Raw genomic sequence first — 21,770 nt, 5'->3', positions numbered from 1 at the left:
GCTAGCGCGCCCCGCCGAAGCCGAGGGCGGATGCCGGCACCGTGGACGATCCCGTCGTCAGCTCCGGTCCGCCGAAGCTGCTGAATACCCCCGGCACGCCACTGTCGGCGCTGCCCGGGCCGTCGGTCGCTGTAGCGATCGAAGTCTGCATGTCGATCGGAATCCGCAGATCCTGGGCGATCAGCAGCTGGTTGGTGCCGCCGAGGCGCGCCCGGTAGACCTGAACCCCTTCCAGCACCCGCTGGACGTAGTTCCGTGTCTCGCTGAAGGGAATCAGTTCGACCCAGTCAACGGGATCGATGTCGCCCTTGCGTGGATCGCCGAAGCGCTTGATCCAGTCGACAACCCGTGCCGCGCCGGCGTTGTAGGCGGCGAAGACGAGCGCGTAGGCCGTTCCGAAATCGCTGGTCAGGTCGCCGAGATGGGCGGCGCCGACCGCGGCGTTGTAGGTGGGATCCGATGTCAGCCACTTCACGTCGTAGGGCTGGCCGTAGCGCCGTGCGGTTGTCTGGGCGGTGGCCGGCATCAGCTGCATCAGGCCACGCGCACCCGCCGGGCTTATGGCTGCCGGATTGAAGACGCTCTCCTGCCTGGCGATCGCGTTGACGACGGCCGTCTCGACACCTGGCCCAAGGTCCGCATAGGCAGGGATGCCCCCCGTCGCGAAAGCGTAGATCTCGGTCGGATACCCCGCTTGGTGGGCCGCCTTGCCGATCCAGACCGTCGCCGAGGTCAGGCCCATCCGGTAGGCCGTCTCTGCCACACCGATTGCGGTCACTGCGTCCTGTGCCTCCTGCGCCATGGAGATCATGAAGCGGGCGGCGTCGTCCTCCATCCCGATCTGCGCGAGCAACCGCATGGCACGCATGCTGTCGCGCCGCGCGACGATCCGGTGGGCGGTATCCGCGATTAGTGGCTTGCGGAGCTCGGGGATCGAGGCATGGCCGATCCGGGCGAGCGCGAGCTGTCCGTAATAGGTGGTCGAGTGGCGCCCGGCCTCCAGATAATGCCTGAGCGCCGCGTCGCTTGCGCCGCGCGCCTCCGCGGAGCGGCCGAGCCAGTACTGCGCACGGGCGAGGCTGATCGGCGTCGTTGCGATTTCGGTGAGCGCGCTGAAATGCTTGTCGGCTCTGTCCGGGTCGTGAAGGAAGCGCAACGCGATCCAGCCGGCGAGCCATTCGGAGTCGAGCCGGTCGACGGCGGATTCCGCACCATGCTGGCTGACAATGGCGTAGGCGCCAGCCGGATCGCCGAGCTCGATCAGTTCGCGGGCGATGATCCTGCGCTCGAGCGACCATTCGTCGCGACCCGCCACCTTCTGCGGGTCGATCCGGGCAGTCGCGATGATCCTTGCGGCTTCGCTGTATCGGCCGAGCCGCCGGTACCATTGCGCCTTCGACAGGATGTAGCCGGGATCCTGACGCAGAGCCTGTGGCACCTGGTCGAGCAGGGTGCCGGCCGACCTGGAGCGCCGGATGACGGCGATGCGCGCCTCGGCGAGCTTCAGCTCGTCGCCGCCGAGCCTTCGGGCGGCACGCAGCGCGCCGCTCGTCTCGCCCTTGTCGAGCAGACGGTCCATGCGCGCCTTGTGATCGTCGCGTGTCAGGGCATCGCCGAAACGCTCGGCGACGAGGCGCTCCTCGCCCTCTGTCATCTGCTCCCGGCGCCAGAGCGTGCGGGCAAGCTCGTTGGCGCGCGCCGTCTCGCCGACCGATGCCAGCGCGCTTGCAAGAGCGATGCTGCCGGCAGTCGTCGTCGGGGAATGATCGGCGAAGACCGCGAGGATGGCCTCGGTCGGCGCGCGCTGGGCGAGAAGCGCGACCTCGAAGCGTCGCTGGATCAGATCCCGGTTCGGCCAGTCGTGATTTTCGGCGAGGAAGGCGGCGATCCTTGGGTAGGGCGCGTGCAGGGCCGCGTCGCGGACATAATAGAACTCGACGAGCTTGACCGCCGCCGGGTCCGGCAGGCGCTTTTGGATCTCCAGCGCCTGGTCGAAGCGCTTGGCGGCGATGTGGTTGAGAGCCTCCTTGGTCGCGGCCGCCGTCGGCTGGTCCACCACCTTGATTGGACCCGCGCCGACGACCCGATTCGGCGATGGGGCATCCGCCGGCCGAGGCCGCGGCAACGGCAAGCCCTCGGCGAGGGCGGCAGCCTGTGCTGTATCAGCCTGTTCGATGCCCCGACCGGCCGCCCCGGTCCCGGCATCGGCCACTGTCTCGCCATCGGCGGACACCGCATTGGCGGCGGCCAGCTCGGCCGGCCGGTGCGGAGGAAGCGGTACGGGCCGCTGTGCCGACGACTTGCGCGCCGCGGCGGTCGTCGCGAGCGCCTCGCCCTCGGGCTTGGCAAGGACAAAGGCTGCTGCCGGCAATGACAGGCTCAGCAGAAGGGGCGCAATGGCCGTGCTGAGGGCGAGGAGGCGAATGATCGGCATCGGCAAACTTTCGATGGAAATGCTTAAATTACTATGCTCGTTGCCATATGGGGCGATATCGTGTCATCCGTCGCAAGACGGGTGCTTGCTGCAGCAATGCGCCCGCCATATTGTCGGCCCGCCGTTTCGACAAGGCGGCCGTGGCGACCACGCTCAGGCTTCACGTCACTGCTTCGGGAAACACGCACCATGTTCAAGGGCTCGATCACCGCTTTGATTACGCCGTTCTCGAACGGGGCGGTGGACGAGAAAGCCTATCAGGACTTCGTCGACTGGCAGATCCGCGAGGGCACCGACGGGCTCGTGCCGGTCGGCACCACCGGCGAATCCCCGACCCTGACCCATGATGAGCACAAGCGCGTCGTCGAGCTGTGCGTCGAGGCGGCGGCCGGTCGCGTCCCGGTCATTGCCGGTGCAGGGTCCAACAATACCGCCGAGGCGATCGATTTCAGTCGCCACGCCAAGGCTGTGGGCGCCGATGCCGTGCTGATCGTGATGCCCTATTACAACAAGCCGACACAGGAAGGGCTATACCAGCATTTCAAGGCGATCCACGACGCCGCTGACCTGCCGATCATCATCTACAACATCCCCGGCCGCAGCGTCGTCGACATGAGCGTCGAGACGATGGCGCGTCTCGCCCGCGATCTGCCCAATATCGTCGGCGTGAAGGATGCGACCGCGAATCTCGCCCGGGTCAGCCTGCAGCGCGCTGCCTGCGGCAAGGATTTCATCCAGCTGTCCGGCGAGGATCCGACCGCTCTGGCTTTCAACGCGCATGGCGGCGTCGGTTGCATCTCGGTCACATCCAACGTGGCACCGCGCCTGTGCGCGGAGTTCCAGAAGGCCTGCGCCGACGGTGATTTCCGGCTGGCGCTTGACTACCAGGACCGGCTGATGCCGCTCCACCGGGCGCTGTTTCTCGAGACCAGCCCGTCGCCGGTGAAGTATGCCGTTTCGCTGCTCGGCCGGTGCGAACCGAAGGTCAGATTGCCGCTGGTCGAGTGCAGCGAGCCGGTTAAGCGGGAGGTCCGCGCGGCGATGATTCACGCCGGCCTGCTCAACGCCTGACGGAATCCCGGAGAACAGCGATGGCGCCGCCTCGCGGATCGCCGGGCGACCGGCTCATCGCCGAGAACCGGCGCGCACGCTTCGATTACGAACTGCTCGACACGTTCGAGGCCGGAATCCAGCTGACCGGCACCGAGGTCAAATCCCTGCGCGAGGGCCGGGCAAGTCTCGGCGAGTCCTATGCCGGCGAGATGGGCGGCGACCTGTGGCTGTTCAATGTCCACATTCCTGAATACGGCCCCGCCAACCGGTTCAATCATGAACCGAAGCGGCCGCGCCGCCTGCTGCTGCACCGAAAGGAGATCAACCGTCTGATCGGAGCGGTGCAGCGCGAGGGGATGACCATCGTGCCCCTGCGGCTCTACTTCAATGCCCGCGGACTGGCTAAGCTGCAGATCGCGCTCGCGCGCGGCAAGAAGACCTACGACAAGCGGGAAGCGGAGAAGAAGCGGGACTGGGAGCGCGACAAGGCGCGCCTAATGCGCGAGAAGGGCTGATGCACCTCAAGCGAGGCCGGAGGCTCCGCCCGCCTCACCCTGCGGCCAACCGTGCGTGCAGTCGCGGGGTGTGGCCGTATCAGACCACGCGCATCATGATTTAATCATCGCCCCGCTCGCTCAGCCATGCCGACACGTCTGCAAACACCGCGCGGAACATCTCTGGCGTCAACCGCCCGGTGTTCGTGTTGTAGCGTGAACAGTGGTAGCTGTCGTAGAGTCGCAGATCGCTGATTGCATGATGAGCCCCGTGGGCGAACGGCACGTTAGCACGGCTGCCACCGAGCGCGGCCACCACGCTGTCATGTGCGATTCGGCCGAGCGCGACGATGGCCCGCAGCCGTGGCATGGCCGCCAGCGTGGCGGCGAGGAACCTGCGGCACGAGCGCGTCTCCGTACCGGTTGGCTTGTTCTCCGGCGGTACGCAACGCACGGCGTTGGTGATCCGGCAGTCGACAAGGGTCAGCCCGTCATGCGGATCGGCCGCATAGTCGCCGCGCGCGAAGCCGTACGCGGCCAGGGTGGCGAATAGCAGGTCGCCCGCATAGTCGCCGGTGAACGGCCGTCCGGTTCGGTTGGCTCCGTTCAGCCCTGGCGCGAGGCCGACGATCAGCAGACGCGCATCGGCAGGGCCAAAGGACGGCACGGGAGCATTGAAATAGCCCGGAAAAGTCAGCCTGTTCCGATCACGAAAGGCGACGAGACGGGGACAGATGCCGCAATCGGATGGTGGCTCGCTGCCACCCCGAGCCGTAGGAGCACAAGGCTGTCCCGATGTCCGCACCGCTGCGATCAGTTCTCGACGTAGTCGTCGTCGAGCTCCTCGTATTCTTCTGCCGCCACGGGCCCGGGACGGTGGTTGCGCTGCGCAGCCATCTGCTCGCGGCGTGCTGCGCGCTCCGCGCGTTCGCTCGGATCGCGCCCAATCCGTGATCCCAGGCTCTGCAGGTCGATGAACACATCCGCCTGCCGGCGCAGTTCGTCGGCGATCATCGGCGGCTGCGAGGTGATCGTCGAGACCACGCTCACCCGCTTGCCCTTGCGCTGCAGGGCCTCGACCAGCGATCGAAAGTCGCCGTCGCCCGAGAACAGCACGAAATGGTCGATCCGCTCGGCCATCTCCATGGCGTCGATGGCAAGCTCGATATCCATGTTGCCCTTCATTTTCCGACGCCCGGTGGCGTCGAAGAATTCCTTCATCGGCTTCGTAACGACCGTGTAGCCGTTGTAGTCGAGCCAATCGATGAGCGGGCGGATAGATGAATATTCCTGATCCTCTGCCAGAGCTGTATAGTAATACGCGCGCAGAAGATAACCTTCCGCCTCGAAAACTTCAAGAAGTCGCTTATAGTCTATATCAAATCCGAGGGCTCGCGCTGTCGCATATAGATTGGCGCCGTCAATGAACAGAGCGATTCGCTCGTGAGAATAGAACTTCATTATAGTTCCTTTCGAACCCGGAAGAGTTAACGCATACTGCAACCGGATTTACTGAGGCTGCTCATGGCGCGAGCCGTCCGTACATTCTCAACACTATAGGAAAGGCCGGCCGAGCGACACGGAACTAGGTCTATAACCGAACATGGTCCTTTTCAAGCGGCTCGCCCTTGCGCTTGTCAAGGCGGCGGCGAGCGCGTATATCCCCGGAAACTCTCCCCCTCAACTGCCCGGAGTACGCTGTCATGGCGCGCGTGACGGTAGAAGATTGCATCGACAAGGTCGAGAACCGGTTCGAGCTGGTGCTGCTGTCGGCACACCGCTCCCGGATGATCTCAAATGGCGCTCCGTTGACCGTCGATCGGGACAACGACAAGAATCCGGTGGTTGCGCTGCGCGAGATCGCTGAGGAGACCATTTCGCCGGAAGACCTGAAGGAAGAACTCATACATTCGCTCCAGAAGTTCGTCGAGGTCGACGAGCCCGAAGCTGATACCGTGCCGATGATCGCGGTCAGCGGCGACAGCGAGGACGATTCCGATGTGCAGTTCGACCGCATGTCGGAGGAGGATCTGCTGAAGGGGCTCGAAGGGCTGACCCCCCCCGACGATCGGGAGTGAGCCGGAGGGCGCAGTGCGCGGCGGTCGGCGTCACGTGGTATCACGGGCAATGGGACCGCGCGGCGGGACGAATGGGTGCGGGAGCGGTCGTTCAGGCTGCGCGGTGAGCGCCGATGATGCGCCAATACGAGCTGGTCGAGCGTGTCACCAGCTATGACCCGGATGCCGACGAGGCGCTCCTCAACCGCGCCTACGTCTATGCCATGCGTGCCCATGGTAGCCAGAAGCGCGCTTCGGGTGACCCGTATTTCTCCCATCCCCTCGAAGTCGCGGCGATCCTCACCGAGCTGAAGCTCGACGATGCGACGATCGCCTCGGCGCTGCTGCACGACACGATCGAGGACACCGATACCACCAAGGCAGAGATCGAGCGACTGTTCGGCCCCGAGATCGCCGAACTGGTGGACGGGCTGACCAAGATCAAGAGGCTCGACCTGGTCTCCAAGAAGGCGGAGCAGGCGGAGAACCTCCGCAAGTTCATGCTCGCCATCTCGCGCGACGTCCGGGTGCTGCTGGTCAAGCTCGCCGACCGGCTGCACAACATGCGCACCCTCGAATACATGCCGGAGGACAAGCGTCGCCGCATCGCCGAGGAGACGATGGACATCTATGCGCCGCTTGCTGGGCGCATGGGCATCCAGTGGATGCGCGACGAGCTGGAGGAGCTGGCATTCCGTCAGCTCAACCGTCAGGCCTACGACATGATCTCCGCCCGGCTCGCGATGATGCGGGAGGCGAACCGGGAACTGATCGCCGAGATCGAGGCGGAGCTCAAGGCCAAGCTTGCCGCCAACGACATTGCCGCCAGCGTGTTCGGCCGCGAGAAACGGGCCTACTCGATCTGGCGCAAGATGGAGCGCAAGTCGGTCTCCTTCGAGCAGCTCTCGGACATCATCGGCTTCCGCATCATCGTCGACAGCGTCGAGGACTGCTATCGGGCGCTGGGCATCGTCCATACGACGTGGCGCATGGTACCGGGCCGATACAAGGATTACATCTCGACGCCGAAGCAGAACGACTACCGGTCGATCCACACCACCGTGATCGGACCGCGCCATCGTCGCGTCGAACTTCAGATTCGTACCCGCGAGATGCACGACGTCGCCGAGTACGGCATTGCCGCCCATGCGCTCTACAAGGACGGCACTCCGGCCGCCACCGGCGAGGGGCGCCATCAAGTCGAGAGCGGCGCCTATCGCTGGCTCCGCCGTCTCATCGAGATGGTCTCCGAGGGCAATACGCCCGAAGAGTTCCTCGAGCACACCAAGCTGGAGCTGTTTCAGGACCAGGTGTTCTGCTTCACCCCGAAGGGGCGGCTGATCGCGCTGCCGCGTGGCGCCAACGCCATCGACTTTGCCTATGCAGTCCACACCGACGTCGGCAACACCGCGATCGGCTGCAAGATCAACGGGCGGCTGGAGCCGTTGATCAGCGAGCTGCACAACGGCGACGAGGTCGAGATCATCACGTCGAAGGCACAGTCGCCGTCGCCGGCCTGGGAAACGATCGCCGTCACCGGCAAGGCGCGCTCGGCGATCCGCCGCGCGACCCGCGAGGCGTCCCGCCGTCAGTACGCGGGGCTCGGCCGGCAGATCGTCCAGCGCGCCTTCGCCCGTGCCGACAAACCCTATTCGGATGAGCGGCTCGCCGGCATCCTCGGCCGACTCGCCCAGCCGAGTGTCGAGGATGCGCTGGCTGCTGTCGGGCGCGGCGAGCTCAGCTCGCTCGATATCCTCAAGTCGATGTATCCCGATTACCAGGAACAGCGGCTGCAGCGGATGTCCAGGGCGCGCAAGGAGGACGGCTGGTTCGGCCTCAAGCGTGCCATCGGCCTGAAGTTCCGTGCCCCCGACGGCAGGGCGCGGAAGAATGCCATCCCGATCCGCGGCATCAAGGGCGATCTTCCGGTCAAGTTTGCCGAGAATGGCGGCGCCGTTCCAGGCGATCGCATCGTCGGCATCCTCACGCCGGGCGAGGGGATCACCATCTATCCGATCCATTCGCCCGACCTGAAGACCTTCGATGACTATCCCGAGCGCTGGCTCGACGTGCGTTGGGACATCGACGAAGAGAACCCCGAGCGGTTCCCCACCCAGATTCAGGTGCGTGCCATCAACGAGCCGGGCACGCTGGCCAGGATCACGCAGGCGATCGCCGAAAGTGACGGCAACATCGACAACATCAAGATGATCCGGCGCTCACCCGACTTTCACGAGATGATCATTGATCTCGAGGTATGGGACCTCAAGCACCTCACCTCGATCATCTCGGTGCTGAAGAACGTCGATGCGGTCAACTCGGTCAGTCGGGTCAACGGCTAGGGAGCGATGGCGTTGGAGCAGGCTGCGGTACTCGAAGAATTCCGGCAGGCAGGCGCGCTGCTCGAGGGGCATTTCGTCCTCTCCTCCGGCCGCCACAGCGCGGCCTACCTGCAATGCGCCCGGGTGATGATGGATCCCCGGCGCGGCGAGCGTCTGTGCGCGGCGTTGGCGGGCGACATCCGGGCACGGTTCGAAGACCCCTTCGATCTCGTCGTGTCGCCGGCCATGGGAGGTGTGATCGTCGGCTACGAGGTCGCGCGGCAGCTCGGTCTGCCGGCGATCTTCGTCGAGCGGGTTGACGGTCGCTTCACACTGCGCCGCGGCTTCACCATCCCGGCCGGTGCCCGCTGCCTGATGGTCGAGGATGTCGTGACCACCGGATTGTCATCGCGCGAATGCATCGCGGCCATCCGTGAGGCGGGCGGTGATTGCGCAGGTGCCGCCTGTCTCGTCGACCGGTCGGGCGGCACCGCCGATGTCGGCGTCCCGCTCGTCGCGCTGACCGTCATCGACATCCCGACCTATGCCGAAGGCGACGTGCCGGCATCTTTGGCGGCCGTTCCGGTGAGCAAGCCGGGCAGCCGGTTCCTGACGACGTGATGCGGCGCGGCGGCCCCCTCGCGGATGCCTGCGGTGACGCCGCCACCGGACGTGGGGGCCGCTGAGCCATGCTGTTCAGGCGCCGCATACGGCCCAACCTGCGCGAACGTCTGCGGGTGGCGCTCTGGCCGCGGCGCTCCTGGGGCCGCTCGCTACGCTACATCGGCAAGCGGGTGCTGCGCCTGTCGGCGTCGCCGCATTCGATCGCGGCGGGGTTTGCCGCCGGGGCATTGGTGTCGCTTACCCCATTCGTCGGCCTGCACTTCATCCTCGCGGCCGCGATCGCCTTCGTGACCGGCGGCAATCTGCTCGCCTCCGCCTTCGGCACGGCGGTCGGCAATCCGCTGACCTTTCCGTTTCTGTGGGCCGCAAGCTACCGGGTCGGCCGCTGGATCCTGGGGATGCGCGACGAGGCAGAACCGCCGATCGACATGAGTGAAGGGGTGTTCGCGCACAGTTTCGACGCCATATGGCCGGTTCTGAAACCGATGCTGGTCGGCGCGGTACCTCTTGGAATCCTGACCTGGTTCATCTTCTATGTACTCGTCAGGACCACGGTGCGTTCGTTTCAGGAGGCCCGCCGCCGGCAGTTTGCCGAGCGCGCGGCGCGCATCGCGCAGCCGACGCGCAACGACAACGGGAGGAGCGGATGAGCAGTTCGCGCACGGGCATTGGCCGTTACCTCAGACTTGGCGTCAACATCGATCATGTCGCCACCATCCGTAACGCGCGCGGCGGCCGTCATCCTGATCCTGTCCGCGCCGCGCATCTGGCGGCCGATGCCGGGGCCGACGGCATAACCGCCCATCTGCGCGAGGATCGGCGGCACATTTCCGACGAGGATATCGCCCGTCTCAGCGTCGAGATCGACCGGCCGCTCAACTTCGAGATGGCGGCGACCGACGAGATGCGCGCAATTGCCTTGCGCCATCGCCCGCACGCCTGCTGCATCGTTCCCGAAAGGCGCGAGGAGCGCACCACCGAAGGCGGTCTCGACGTGATCGGCGGGCGCCGGACGCTACGACCGCTCGTCCAGGCGCTGCGCGATGCCGGTATCCGTGTCTCGCTGTTCATCGAGCCGGACACGTCGCAGATGCGGGCGGCGCAGGACATCGGCGCGGATGTCGTCGAGATCCACACCGGCCGCTACTGCGATCTCGCGCTGGCCGGGGATGGTCCGGGACGCGAGGCCGAGCTTGCCCGGATCCGTGAGGCTGCGGCCTTCGCCCATGGGCTTGGCCTAGAGGTCCACGCCGGTCACGGCCTCACCTTCGAGACGGTGAGCGGCGTGGCGGCGATTCCCGAGATCGTCGAACTGAACATCGGGCATTTCCTGATCGGCGAGGCGATCTTCAGCGGTCTCGACTCCGCCGTGCGACGGATGCGCGCATTGATGGACGCTGCCCGTCGCGCACAGCACGCGGCCGGAGCCTGAGGTCGGCCGTTGATCCTCGGCATCGGCAACGACATCATCGACATCCGCCGCATCGAACGCGCGATCGAGCGATGGGGCGACCGGTTCCTCGACCGCATCTTCACCGAGGTCGAGCGGGCGAAGTCGGATCGCCGCAAGATGCGGGCGGCCTCCTACGCCAAGCGGTTCGCGGCCAAGGAGGCCTGCTCGAAGGCGCTTGGAACCGGCTTCCGCCGCGGTGTCTACTGGCGCGATCTCGGTGTGGTGAACCTGCCCTCGGGCCGCCCGACGATGCATCTGACCGGGGGAGCCAGTCTGATCCTGCAGGAACTGACGCCCGACGGCTTCGAGCCGCGGGTCGATGTTTCCATCACCGACGACGGACCGCTCGCCCAGGCCGTCGTGATCATCTCGGCCGTGCCGCGCCGCGACCTGCCCTGAGGCGGCGCCGGCCGGACCGCCGCTGCACGCCGCGCTTTCGCCACGTGCCGGGGATTGATTGCGACCCGGCACCGAACCCGATATACGGGGCCGGCCCGTCCGGGGATATCAGTCGATGAGCGTCATGAGCGAGAAGAAGCCCAGGCAGCAGGGCGGGTTCGGCGAAACCGTCCGTGTCGTGATCCACGCGCTGCTGCTGGCGCTGGTGGTGCGGACATTCCTGTTCCAGCCGTTCAATATCCCGTCCGGCTCGATGATGCCGACGCTGCTGATCGGCGACTATTTGTTCGTCTCCAAGTTCAGCTACGGCTACAGCCGCTTCTCGTTCCCGTTCGGGCCGAACATCTTCGCCGGACGCATCTGGGCGAGTGAACCACAGCGTGGGGACGTCGCGGTGTTCAAGCTGCCGCGCGACAACTCCACCGATTACATCAAGCGCGTGATCGGTCTGCCCGGCGACGAGATCCAGGTGCGCGGCGGGATCCTGTACATCAACGGGGAACCGGTGCGGCGCGAGCGGGTGGCGGATTTCGTCAGCACCGACCGTGGCAGCTCCGCCGCGCCGGTCGCGCAGTTCGTGGAGACACTGCCGAACGGCGTGAGCTATCACGTGCTGGAACTCGGCGACAACGGCTTCGGTGACAACACGCCGGTCTACCAGGTGCCCGAGGGGCACTACTTCATGATGGGCGACAACCGCGACAATTCGACCGACAGCCGCTTCCTGAGCGCGGTCGGCTACGTACCGTTCGAGAACTTTGTCGGGCGTGCGGACCTGATCTTCTTCTCCCTCGATGAGCAGACCCGAGTCTGGGAGCTCTGGCGATGGCCGACGGATGTGCGCTGGGGTCGGCTGTTCGACGTCGTGAGATGACTGGCGCGGCGGCCTTCGCCGAACTCGAGGCGAAGCTCGGCTACACCTTTTCCGACGGTTCGCTGCTGGCCACCGCGCTGACCCACGCCAGCGCGGTGGCCGGCACCAGCCGACCCTCCTATCAGCGCCTTGAATTCCTCGGCGATCACGTGCTGGGGCTGGTGATGGCGCATATGCTTTACGAGCGTTTTCCCGATGCCGACGAGGGCGAGATGTCGCGTCGGCTGGCGGCGCTGGTGCGGCGCGAGACCTGTGCCGCGGTCGCGCGCGAGATTGATCTCGGCGCCTTTCTGCGGCTGGGTAGCGGTGAGGTCCAGAGCGGCGGTCGCGCCAAGGAGGCGATCCTCGGCGACGTCTGCGAGGCGGTCATCGGGGCGATCTATCTCGATGGCGGCCTCGATCCTGCAGCCACATTCATCCGCGACCACTGGGACGGTCGGATCGACCGCGATTCACGGTTGCTGAAGGACGCCAAGACCTCGCTGCAGGAATGGGCACATGCCAGGGGTCTCGCGGCGCCGGTCTACCGGGAGGTATCCCGGTCCGGCCCCGACCATGCGCCGCAGTTCGAGATAGAGGTTTCGCTACCGGGGATCGACAGCATTCGCGCCGTCGGTGGCAGCAAGCGGGCGGCCGAGCAGAATGCCGCCGAGGCACTTCTGGTGCGCGAGGGCGTCTGGCAGGAGGTGCGCCGATGAGCGACCGCGACGAATCGCAGTCCGACGCTCTCGAGGCCGCTCATCGGTGCGGCTTCGTTGCGCTGATCGGAGCGCCGAACGCCGGCAAGTCGACGCTGCTCAATCGGTTGGTGGGCGCGAAGGTGTCCATCGTGACCCACAAGGTTCAGACGACCCGCAGCCTGGTGCGCGGCATCGCCGTGCGCGGGCCGGCGCAGATCGTGTTTGTCGATACACCGGGCATCTTCCGTCCGAAGCGCCGACTGGACACGGCGATGGTGCGCTCCGCCTGGGCCGGCGCCACAGATGCCGATGCGGTGGTGATGATCGCCGATGCCCGGAAGGGGCTTGACGAGGAGGCCGAGGCGATCCTTGCCAGGCTGCGCGACATCCCCCACCGCCGGTTCCTTGCCCTCAACAAGATCGACGTCATGCGCCGCGACAAGCTGCTCGAGGTCACGGCAGCATTCAACGCGGCGTTACCGTTCGAGCGGACCTTCATGATTTCTGCGCTCACCGGCGACGGCGTCGATGATCTGATGGCCGCTCTCGCCGAGGTCATGCCGGCCGGTCCCTGGCTCTATCCCGAAGACCAGATCTCCGACTTCCCGTTGCGTCAGCTCGCCGCCGAGATTACGCGCGAGAAGCTCTATCTGCGCCTTCATCAGGAGCTCCCCTACGAATCGCACGTGGAGACAGAGACCTGGACCGAACACCGGGATGGCTCGGTGCGCATCGAGCAGACGATCTATGTGGCCCGCGAGAGCCAGCGCGCCATCGTGCTTGGCAAGAATGGCCGTACGATCAAGGAGATCGGCGCCGCATCGCGCGAGGAGCTGGCGGCCATTCTCGAGGTTCCCGTTCATCTTTCCCTGTTCGTCAAGGTGCGGGAGAGCTGGGCCGACGATCCGGAACGGTACCGGGAGATGGGGCTCGACTTCCCCCGCGATTGATCCCTCGGCGGCAGGCTGCTCCGCGCGATTGACCGGCGATGGAATGGCGTGACGAAGGCATCATCCTGGGAGTGCGCCGCCACGGCGAGACGAGCACCATCGTCGAGCTGTTCACGGCCGGACGCGGGCGGCACCTCGGGCTGGTACGCGGCGGACGGTCGCGGCGGATGCAGGTTGCGCTGCAGCCCGGCAACACGGTGGATGCCGTATGGCGCGCGCGCCTGGAGGAACATCTCGGCTACTTCGCCATCGAAGTCCGCGAGGCCCGCGCGGCGGCTCTGATGGAAAGCCGCAGCGCGCTCTATGGCTTCGCAACGCTGGCGGCATTGTTGCGGCTGTTGCCGGAGCGCGATCCGCATCCGCAGCTGTATGAACGCGTCGGCGAGGTGCTGGCCCGGCTCGAGACGCCCCACGCCGGTCCGGCAGCGCTGGTGCGTTTCGAGCTGGCGTTGCTCGCAGATCTCGGCTTCGGCCTCGATCTGCGCGAATGCGCCGCGACAGGCAGCCTGCAGGATCTCGTCTATGTGTCGCCGAAATCCGGGCGCGCGATCAGCCGGCAGGCCGGCGCCGCGTTCAGCGACCGGCTGCTCCGGTTACCGCCGTTCCTGACGCTGCCAGATGTCGAACCGTCGGCCGACGACCTCGCCGCAGGATTCGCGCTGACCGGATACTTCCTGCAGCGTCACATCCTGGAGCCGCGCCGCGTCGCCATGCCGGCCGAGCGGGAACGGCTGATCCGGCTGGTCGCAGGGGGATGAGGCTGCAATGGACCCACACTGTGTCGCGGATGCCACGCTGCCCCGCGCGGGCACCCACCTCGCGGTGTTGTCATTTTGCCACCACGAACTGGACATGATTGAAGGCCAAGCCCACTCGACCCGCGCGCACAGGATGTCGAAACCATTTCCGGGAGAAGATCATTTGATTCGCGCGAACACACGCTGTTGGGAGCATTGACCGAATGACCGAGCTTACCCGCCGCAGCTTCCTTGTCGGCGCGGCTGCGACCGCGTCCGTCGGATTGGCTGCCTGCCAGTCGAATCCGCCGCCCGGTCCGGCGGCAGAAGCTGTCGACCCGCAGCTGTCGCAATATGCTGCGATGTACGCGCCGGTCTACGACGAGCCGTTCCCGATCCCGGGCGTGGATCTGTCGCAGATCAATCCGGTCTTCCTGCGCCGCAACGTCGCCTACGCGACGACGGAACAGCCCGGAACGATCGTCGTCGATCCGTATGCCCGGTACCTCTACCATGTCGAGCCGGGCGGTCGGGCCATGCGCTACGGCGTCGGCGTCGGCCGCGAGGGCTTCGGCTGGTCCGGCGAGGCGACGATCAATGCCAAGCGCGAATGGCCGGACTGGTATCCGCCGAAGGAGATGATCGAGCGTCAGCCCGAGATCGTGCCGCTGCTCTCGCAGCTTCAGAGCGGACTGGGCGTTCCGGGCGGACCGAACAATCCGCTGGGTTGCCGCGCGCTCTACCTGTGGCAGGGCAACCGCGACACGCTCTACCGGATCCACGGCACGTTCGAGCCGTGGACGATTGGCTCGAATGTCTCGTCCGGCTGCATCCGGATGATCAACCAGGACATCCTCCACCTCTATCGACGCGTTCCGATCGGCACGAAGGTGGTCGTCCTGGGTGGTCCCGGAGGCATCGCCTGACCCCATCCGCGCCGCGCCCAGAGATGGTGTCCGGCGAGCGCGGGGATCGGCGTGACACCAGTCGGATGGCCGGCGCGGGGCAGACATTCCCCCGCCGTGTCGTATCCGCGTAGCAACTGCATCAGACCGCAGGCTCCGCACGATGCGCCGATCATGCCGACCGCCGGGCGTCAGGGCTCGTTGCGGCCATGGCAGCGCGTCCGGACGGCTTCCCAGACTCGCCGCATTCGGGTAACCCTCGGCCATGTCGGCCCGCACCTCCTCACCGCCGCCAGAGGGCGGCATAGAACCGATCGACCTGCGCCAGGCGCTCGAAGAGCGCTATCTGTCCTATGCACTGTCGACGATAATGCATCGTGCACTGCCCGATGTGCGCGACGGGCTGAAGCCCGTGCACCGTCGGGTTCTCTACGCGATGCGGTTGCTGCGGCTTGATCCGGACGCGGGCTTCAAGAAATGTGCGCGCGTGGTCGGCGACGTGATCGGCAAGTACCATCCGCACGGCGATCAGTCCGTCTACGACGCGCTGGTGCGCCTCGCCCAGGATTTCGCCGTTCGCTATCCGCTGGTCGACGGGCAGGGCAATTTCGGCAACATCGACGGCGATAACGCCGCGGCGATGCGCTACACCGAGGCGCGGCTGACCGAGACGGCGCGGCTGCTGCTCGATGGCCTCGACGAGGACGCGGTCGATTTCCGCGAGACCTATGACGGCGAGGAGCGCGAGCCAGTCGTCCTGCCGGGCGCCTTTCCGAACCTGCTCGCCAACGGCAGCGCGGGCATTGCGGTCGGCATGGCCACGTCGATCCCGCCGCACAACGTCGCGGAAATTTGCGATGCCGCGCTTCACCTCATCAAGCACCCCGACGCGCCGGTCGAAACCCTCGTCAGATATGTAGAAGGGCCGGATTTTCCGACCGGCGGCGTGTTGGTCGAGCCGCACGGATCAATCGTCGAGGCCTATCGCACCGGGCGCGGCTCGTTCCGTCTGCGGGCGCGCTGGCACGTGGAGGATCAGGGGCGCGGCACCTGGATCGCGGTTGTCACGCAGATTCCCTACCAGGTGCAGAAGGGCCGGCTGATCGAGAAGATCGCCGAACTGCTGACTGCCCGCCGCCTGCCGTTGCTGGCCGATGTGCGCGACGAATCCGCTGACGATGTGAGGATCGTGCTTGAGCCGAAGAGCCGCACGGTCGATCCCGCGATCCTGATGGAGTCGCTGTTCAAACTGACCGATCTGGAGACCCGCATCCCGCTCAACATGAACGTGCTGAGTGGCGGCAGGGTGCCGATGGTGCTCGGTCTGGCCGATGTCCTGCGGCAATGGCTCGACCATCGCCGCGAGGTGCTGGTCCGCCGCTCCAACCACCGGCTCGACAAGATCGCCCACCGTCTCGAGGTGCTCGGCGGCTATCTGATCGCCTATCTCAACCTCGACGAGGTGATCCGCATCATCCGCGAGGAAGACGAGCCGAAGGCCGAGCTGATCCGGCGATACGAACTCACCGAGCTGCAGGCGGACTCGATTCTCAACATGCGGCTGCGGTCGCTGCGCAAACTCGAGGAACTGGAGATCCGCCGCGAGCATGAGGCCCTGTCCGCCGAACAGGCGGAGCTGCGCGGGCTGGTCGGCTCCGAGGAACGCCAGTGGGAAAGGATCGCAGGCGAGATCCGCGACATCCGCAAGGCCTATGGCCCGATGACCGAACTGGGCCGCCGCCGCACCGAGATCGCCGACGCCGCCGCGCTTCCCTCTGCCGAGGCGCTGGAGGATCTAAAGGAGGCCCTGATCGAGAAGGAGCCGGTGACGGTCATCCTCTCCGAAAAGGGCTGGATCCGCGCTATGAAGGGGCACCAGACCGATGTCTCGAACCTTCCCTTCAAGAGCGGCGACCGACTCAAGTTCGCGTTCCACGCGCAGACCACTGACAGGATCCTGCTGTTCGCCACCGATGGCCGCTTCTTCACGCTAGGCGCCGACAGGCTGCCGGGTGGGCGCGGCCACGGGGAGCCGGTGCGGCTGATGGTCGATATCGCCGAGACGCACGACATCGTGTCGGCTTTCGTCCACGATCCCTCCCGCAAGCTGCTGGTGGCTGGCACCGACGGACGAGGCTTTGTGGTTCCGGAGGCCGAGGTCGTGGCCAACACCCGCAAGGGCAAGCAGGTGCTCAACGTATCGCCGCCCGTCGAGGCGGCGATCTGCGTGCCGGCCGCCGGCGACACCGTGGCGACCATCGGAGAGAACCGCAAGCTGCTCGTCTTTCCGCTTTCGGAAGTTCCGGAGATGACCCGCGGAAAGGGTGTCCGTCTGCAGCGCTTCAAGGATGGCGGGCTGGCCGATGCCAAGGTGTTCGCGCTTGCCGATGGACTGAGCTGGATCGATACCGCCGGCCGGACCTGGACCGTCAAGGATCTCCACGAATGGCGCGGCAACCGCGGCCAGGCCGGCCGCCTTCCACCCAAGGGCTTCCCGAGGACGAACAGGTTCGGTGCGGGGATTGGTTCGGGCTGACATTGCCGTCAGCACCTTCAGCCCGACGGCCGCAGCAAGTGTGCTCCGACCGTCGACCCCGCCATCCGTAATGCCAACGCCCCGTCCGTCGTTGCGAACGGTCTTCCGGGGCGAACAGTCCTCTGATCGATTCCGGCTCCTTGACCGGGATGCCGGCAGGATAATGAGCGGCATCAGCGCGGCTACGCGGCCGCCTCCGCCGCACTGACGCGTGTCCAGCCGATGCCGGTGAGATGTTCCTGCGGCTGGAAGCGGATCTTGTAGCCCATCTTGCGTGAGCCGTTCACCCAGTAACCCAGATAGACATAGGGAAGCCCGGCCCGGCGGGCGCGCTCGATGTGGTCGAGGATCATGTAGGTGCCGAGGCTGCGGTCCTCCTGGGTGGGATCGTAGAACGAGTAGACCATCGACAGCCCGTCGCTGAGGATGTCGGTCAGCGCGACCGCGAGCAGCGGGCCGCGTCCGCGTCCGGTCATCGCGGTGTCCGGGCCGCGCCGCCGGTATTCGACAAGCCGCGTCTCGACATGCGTGTCCTCGACCATCATCGCGTAGTCGAGCACGGACATCTCGGCCATCCCGCCGTGGGCGTGTCGGGCATCGAGATAGTCGCGGAACAGGGCGTACTGGTCGGCCGAGGGCTGGGGCGGCACCTCGTTGCCAATGAGGTCGGCGTTGCGTCTCAGGATGCGGCGGAAGCTCCGGCTGGGTCGGAAGGCATCGACGACAACCCGCACGGAGACGCAGGCCCGGCACCCCTCGCAGGCGGGGCGGTAGGCGATGTTCTGGCTTCGGCGGAAGCCACCCTGGGTCAGGATGTCGTTGAGGGCTGCGGCCTTCTCGCCCACCAGATGCGTGAACACCTTCCGCTCGTACTTGCCGGGCAGGTAGGGACATGCCGTCGGCGCGGTCAGGTAGAACTGCGGATTGTCTCTTCCGAGCTCGCTCAAGGCAGAGGTCCGGGGCGATCGATCCCTAACTCAGAATGCATAATACCATGGCGCCACGATAGTGTGGGTGAGCCAGATCAACAATGCCAGGGGGGCGCCAACCTTGACGAAATCGGCGAAGCGGTAGTGTCCCGGCGTCATGACCAGCAGGTTGGTCTGGTAGCCGATCGGCGTCGCGAACGAGCAGTTTGCCGCCATGATCACCATCACCACGAAGGGGAAGGGATCGACGCCGAGCTGGTTGGCCGTCGAGACCGCAATCGGCGTGAACAGAACGGCGGTCGCATTGTTCGACAGGAAGTTCGTCATGAAGGCGATCAGCAGGAACATCGCCGAGAGGACGACCGTGGGCTGCTGACCTTCCAGCAGGCTGACGACGCCCTCGGCGATGAAGCGCGCGCCGCCAGTCGCCTCGAGCGGTATCGCCATCGCGAGCGATGAGCCGATCAGCAGATAGATCCGACGGTCGAAGGCGCGCGCGGCCTGGCGGATGTTGAGACAGCCGGCAGGCACCATGGCCAGGGCGCCGGCGATGGCGGCAATGGTGATCGGCAGCGTGCCCGAGGCCGAAATTGCGACGACACTCAGAAAGATGGCAAGCGCGCGTCCCGCGCGCTCGGTCAGCGGCACCTCGGAGGCGGACCATTCAAGCAGGATGACGTCGCGGGAAAGACGCAGCCCCTCCACCTGCGAGCGCGAGCCGGAGACCAGCAGCACGTCGCCGGCCTCGAGGCGGATGTCGCTCATGCGCATGCGGATCATGCGGCTGTGGCGCTGGATGCCGAGCACGATGCAGCCGGTCATCGCCCGCAGCGCCGACTGTTCGATGGTGCGGCCGATCAGCCGCGAGCCCGGTGCCACCACGGCCTCGGCAAGCATGATCGGTCCGTCCGCCGGCGGTGTATTCTCGTCCTCGCCATTGCCGTCCAGCGCGCCGATCGCCTCCGCCGAGATCAGCGCCCGGGTACCCTTCAGCGCGTCGGTGAGAACGGTTCGCGTGGCCGCCACGACCACCACGTCACCGGGCTGCAGCGTCGTATCCTCGAACGGCGCATGGATCGGGTGCTCGCCGCGCTGGACCATCACCACCGTCATTCCCTTCAGCGCCGGGAACATGCCGGCGACCGCGCGCGCGCCCACCAGCGGATGGCCATAGGTGATGGGAATCTGGGCGATGAACTGCTTGCCCTGGCCGCCGCCGACTTCCTGCACCATCGTCGCTCGCGCCGGCAGGATGCGCGGCGCGACGAACAGCACGTAGAGGCCGCCAACAACCGCCAGGATGACCGCGATCCCCGTGAAATCGAAGAAGCCGAGATTGCGCACGCCGAGGTCGCGGGCAACGCCGGCGACGAGAAGGTTGGTCGAAGAGCCGATCAGCGTGGTCATGCCCCCCAGGATGGACACGAAGCTGAGGGGGATCATGACCTTGCTCGGCGACATCCGCGCTCTCAGCGCAACCGCACCCAGCACCGGGAGCATGAGAACGACGACGGGCGTGTTGTTCATGAAGGCGCTGAGCACGCCGGTCGCGGTGAGGACCGCCGCGGTGGTCATCGTGGTGCGGCCCCCGGCCCATTGGCCGACCCGCTGCGCGAACCCGTCGAGTGCTCCGGTCTGGAACAGGCCCTGGCCGATGACCAGCAACGCCAGCACGGTGAACAGCGCCGGATTGGCAAAGCCTGCCAGCAGCTGGTCGGTCGTGACGATCCGCTCTCCGTCGGCGCCGACGAAGGGGAATATCTCGAACAGGAGCAGGAATGCCACAAGGACGCTGACCGCGGTCAGTTCGAGCGGCACCTTCTCGGTCACGTAGGCGACGACCGCGGCTGCGATGACCGCGAAGGTCGTCCACATGTGGAAGTCTTCCATTCCGGCGTCGCTCCCCCGCTCGCCGCTCCGGCCGCGCATAATGACGACCGGCGCCCCGCTTTCCAAGCTGCGCCTTAACACGATCTAATCTGTCGAGTATAGACGGATCAGCTCTCGGGCCGCTGCCTGGGGACAAGCCGCGAGACGGTCATTCCCGCCGCCTCCAGCGCCTGCCTGATCCGCTCGGCGTGGTCCCGGTCCCGCGTTTCGACGGTGATGTCGGCCGTTGCCCTCATGGCCGGCACGTCGAGGAGCAGGCGCTGGTGCGAGACCTCGAGGATGTTGGCACCCTCGCGCCCGAGGATCGAGGTGACGTGGCCCAGTTCGCCGGGCCGGTCCCTGACGGTGATGCGGAAGCTGACCACGCGGTCCTCGCGTTCGAGCGCGCGCACCGCAATCGCCGACAGCAGCCGGGGGTCGATATTGCCACCCGTCAGGACGAGACCGACCGAGCGTCCGGCGAAGCGTTCCGGTTCGGCCAGAACGGCGGCCAGCCCCGCCGCACCCGCGCCTTCGGCGAGCGTCTTCTGCAGGGTCAGATACGCGTAGATCGCCCGCTCGATGGCCGATTCGTCGACCTCGAGCACCTCGATCCGGTACTTCTTGAGGATCTCGACCGCGGCTGGTGAGACCGACTTCACTGCGATGCCCTCGGCGAGGGTATCGCCGCCGCAGCAGGCCGGCCTTCCGGCCAGCGCCGCTGCCATGGAGGCATAGAGCGAGGTCTGGACCCCATAGATCGCGATGTCGGGCTTCAGCGCCCGCGCGGCAACGGCGATGCCGGAGATCAGCCCGCCGCCGCCGACCGGCACCACCAGACAGTCGAGATCAGGCATCTCTTCCAGCATTTCCAGCGCGATCGTGCCCTGGCCGGCCATCACGAGCGGATCGTCATACGGGTGGACGAGCGTCAGGCCGTCGCGTTCGATGAATTGATCGACCGCATCGCGGCATTCGGCGACGGTCTCGCCATCCAGCACGACCGTCGCTCCGAATGCCTCGGTGCTCGCTACCTTGGTGAACGGCGTCGTGCGCGGCATGACGATGGTCGCTGGGATGCCAAGGCGCCGGGCATGGCAGGCCACCGCCTGGGCATGGTTGCCGGCCGAAAGCGTCACGACGCCGCGCCGCCGCTCGTCCGGACCGAGTGCTGCAAGTCGGTTGAGCGCGCCGCGCTCCTTGAATGCGTTGGTGACCTGGAGGTTCTCGTATTTGACCGCCACCCGCGTTCCGGCCAGCGTGGCAAGGCGCGGCGCCGGCACCAGCGGCGTGCGTAGCACGTGGCCGCGGATGACCTCCGCGGCCGCGCGCACGTCGTCCAGGGAAATCGCCAGCCTTGCGCTCATGCGGATCGTCGTACAGACCGTCCGCCGACCCGTCCAGCGGCAAACCCGCCGAATCCTTCCCCCGCCACCGATACAGGAGACGGACGTG

20 protein-coding genes are annotated in these 21,770 nt (G+C 66.3%); 14 read left to right on the top strand and 6 right to left on the bottom strand.

The annotated features are described in order from the left end of the window. Window position 1: 1 nt before the first annotated feature. Entirely contained in the window at window positions 2-2,434 is a 2,433-nt protein-coding gene (locus EDC22_RS08830; protein WP_132806266.1) for a lytic transglycosylase domain-containing protein, read from the bottom strand. Window positions 2,435-2,623: 189 nt separating this feature from the next. Here EDC22_RS08830 and dapA point away from each other — a divergent pair, with 189 nt between their 5' ends. Both dapA and smpB read left to right on the top strand, forming a co-directional pair. Further along, complete coding sequence (dapA, locus tag EDC22_RS08825; RefSeq protein ID WP_132806265.1) at window positions 2,624-3,505, top strand: 4-hydroxy-tetrahydrodipicolinate synthase; 882 nt, start codon at window positions 2,624-2,626, stop codon at window positions 3,503-3,505. A gap of 20 nt (window positions 3,506-3,525) precedes the next feature. Beyond that, window positions 3,526-4,002 carry an SsrA-binding protein SmpB gene (smpB, locus tag EDC22_RS08820; RefSeq protein ID WP_132806264.1) on the top strand — a complete coding sequence of 159 codons (477 nt, stop codon included), beginning with the start codon at window positions 3,526-3,528 and terminating at the stop codon, window positions 4,000-4,002. Window positions 4,003-4,102: 100 nt separating this feature from the next. Here the strand turns inward: smpB and EDC22_RS08815 are convergent, their stop codons facing one another. Both EDC22_RS08815 and EDC22_RS08810 read right to left on the bottom strand, forming a co-directional pair. After that, a complete protein-coding gene (locus EDC22_RS08815) occupies window positions 4,103-4,798 on the bottom strand; it encodes a uracil-DNA glycosylase (protein ID WP_132806361.1) in 696 nt (231 codons plus the stop codon). Beyond that, window positions 4,795-5,442: a LabA-like NYN domain-containing protein gene (locus tag EDC22_RS08810; RefSeq protein ID WP_132806263.1), complete on the bottom strand. Its 648-nt coding sequence runs from the start codon at window positions 5,440-5,442 to the stop codon at window positions 4,795-4,797. Before EDC22_RS08810 ends, EDC22_RS08815 begins: the two co-directional genes overlap by 4 nt. Window positions 5,443-5,684: 242 nt before the next feature. Here EDC22_RS08810 and rpoZ point away from each other — a divergent pair, with 242 nt between their 5' ends. From rpoZ to parC, 12 genes are all read left to right on the top strand, one after another. After that, window positions 5,685-6,059, top strand: coding sequence for a DNA-directed RNA polymerase subunit omega (gene rpoZ / locus EDC22_RS08805; RefSeq protein WP_132806262.1), 375 nt, complete (start codon window positions 5,685-5,687; stop codon window positions 6,057-6,059). 113 nt (window positions 6,060-6,172) lie between these two features. Next, window positions 6,173-8,380 carry a RelA/SpoT family protein gene (locus EDC22_RS08800; RefSeq protein WP_132806261.1) on the top strand — a complete coding sequence of 736 codons (2,208 nt, stop codon included), beginning with the start codon at window positions 6,173-6,175 and terminating at the stop codon, window positions 8,378-8,380. A 12-nt stretch (window positions 8,381-8,392) separates the two neighbouring features. Then, on the top strand, window positions 8,393-8,980 hold the full coding sequence (pyrE, locus tag EDC22_RS08795) for an orotate phosphoribosyltransferase (RefSeq protein ID WP_425385524.1): 588 nt from the start codon (window positions 8,393-8,395) through the stop codon (window positions 8,978-8,980). Between the two features lie 68 nt (window positions 8,981-9,048). Beyond that, window positions 9,049-9,633, top strand: coding sequence for a DUF2062 domain-containing protein (locus EDC22_RS08790; protein ID WP_132806259.1), 585 nt, complete (start codon window positions 9,049-9,051; stop codon window positions 9,631-9,633). Beyond that, on the top strand, window positions 9,630-10,415 hold the full coding sequence (locus EDC22_RS08785) for a pyridoxine 5'-phosphate synthase (protein ID WP_132806258.1): 786 nt from the start codon (window positions 9,630-9,632) through the stop codon (window positions 10,413-10,415). Before EDC22_RS08790 ends, EDC22_RS08785 begins: the two co-directional genes overlap by 4 nt. Before the next feature lie 9 nt (window positions 10,416-10,424). Further along, the gene (gene acpS, locus EDC22_RS08780; protein ID WP_132806257.1) at window positions 10,425-10,835 is read left to right on the top strand and encodes a holo-ACP synthase; all 411 of its coding nucleotides are present in this window, start codon (window positions 10,425-10,427) and stop codon (window positions 10,833-10,835) included. Window positions 10,836-10,950: 115 nt separating this feature from the next. Further along, window positions 10,951-11,709 carry a signal peptidase I gene (gene lepB / locus EDC22_RS08775; RefSeq protein ID WP_132806256.1) on the top strand — a complete coding sequence of 253 codons (759 nt, stop codon included), beginning with the start codon at window positions 10,951-10,953 and terminating at the stop codon, window positions 11,707-11,709. Beyond that, a complete protein-coding gene (gene rnc, locus EDC22_RS08770) occupies window positions 11,706-12,407 on the top strand; it encodes a ribonuclease III (RefSeq protein WP_132806255.1) in 702 nt (233 codons plus the stop codon). Before lepB ends, rnc begins: the two co-directional genes overlap by 4 nt. After that, a complete protein-coding gene (gene era / locus EDC22_RS08765; RefSeq protein WP_132806254.1) occupies window positions 12,404-13,339 on the top strand; it encodes a GTPase Era in 936 nt (311 codons plus the stop codon). Before rnc ends, era begins: the two co-directional genes overlap by 4 nt. Before the next feature lie 38 nt (window positions 13,340-13,377). Further along, a complete protein-coding gene (recO, locus tag EDC22_RS08760; RefSeq protein ID WP_132806253.1) occupies window positions 13,378-14,097 on the top strand; it encodes a DNA repair protein RecO in 720 nt (239 codons plus the stop codon). A gap of 203 nt (window positions 14,098-14,300) precedes the next feature. After that, window positions 14,301-15,002 carry a L,D-transpeptidase gene (locus EDC22_RS08755; RefSeq protein ID WP_132806252.1) on the top strand — a complete coding sequence of 234 codons (702 nt, stop codon included), beginning with the start codon at window positions 14,301-14,303 and terminating at the stop codon, window positions 15,000-15,002. A 244-nt stretch (window positions 15,003-15,246) separates the two neighbouring features. Beyond that, entirely contained in the window at window positions 15,247-17,517 is a 2,271-nt protein-coding gene (gene parC / locus EDC22_RS08750; RefSeq protein WP_132806251.1) for a DNA topoisomerase IV subunit A, read from the top strand. A gap of 182 nt (window positions 17,518-17,699) precedes the next feature. On the opposite strand, the gene EDC22_RS08745 is transcribed toward parC, so the two are convergent. From EDC22_RS08745 to EDC22_RS08735, 3 genes are all read right to left on the bottom strand, one after another. Beyond that, window positions 17,700-18,464 carry an arginyltransferase gene (locus EDC22_RS08745; RefSeq protein WP_132806250.1) on the bottom strand — a complete coding sequence of 255 codons (765 nt, stop codon included), beginning with the start codon at window positions 18,462-18,464 and terminating at the stop codon, window positions 17,700-17,702. A gap of 30 nt (window positions 18,465-18,494) precedes the next feature. Beyond that, window positions 18,495-20,336, bottom strand: coding sequence for an SLC13 family permease (locus EDC22_RS08740; protein ID WP_132806249.1), 1,842 nt, complete (start codon window positions 20,334-20,336; stop codon window positions 18,495-18,497). 107 nt (window positions 20,337-20,443) lie between these two features. Then, entirely contained in the window at window positions 20,444-21,682 is a 1,239-nt protein-coding gene (locus EDC22_RS08735) for a threonine ammonia-lyase (RefSeq protein WP_132806248.1), read from the bottom strand. Window positions 21,683-21,770: the final 88 nt, after the last annotated feature.

This window comes from Tepidamorphus gemmatus, assembly GCF_004346195.1.
Classification (GTDB): Bacteria; Pseudomonadota; Alphaproteobacteria; order Rhizobiales; family Tepidamorphaceae; genus Tepidamorphus; species Tepidamorphus gemmatus.
Note: the sequence above shows the minus strand (reverse complement) of the source record. Positions and strands in the feature narration are given on the sequence as shown.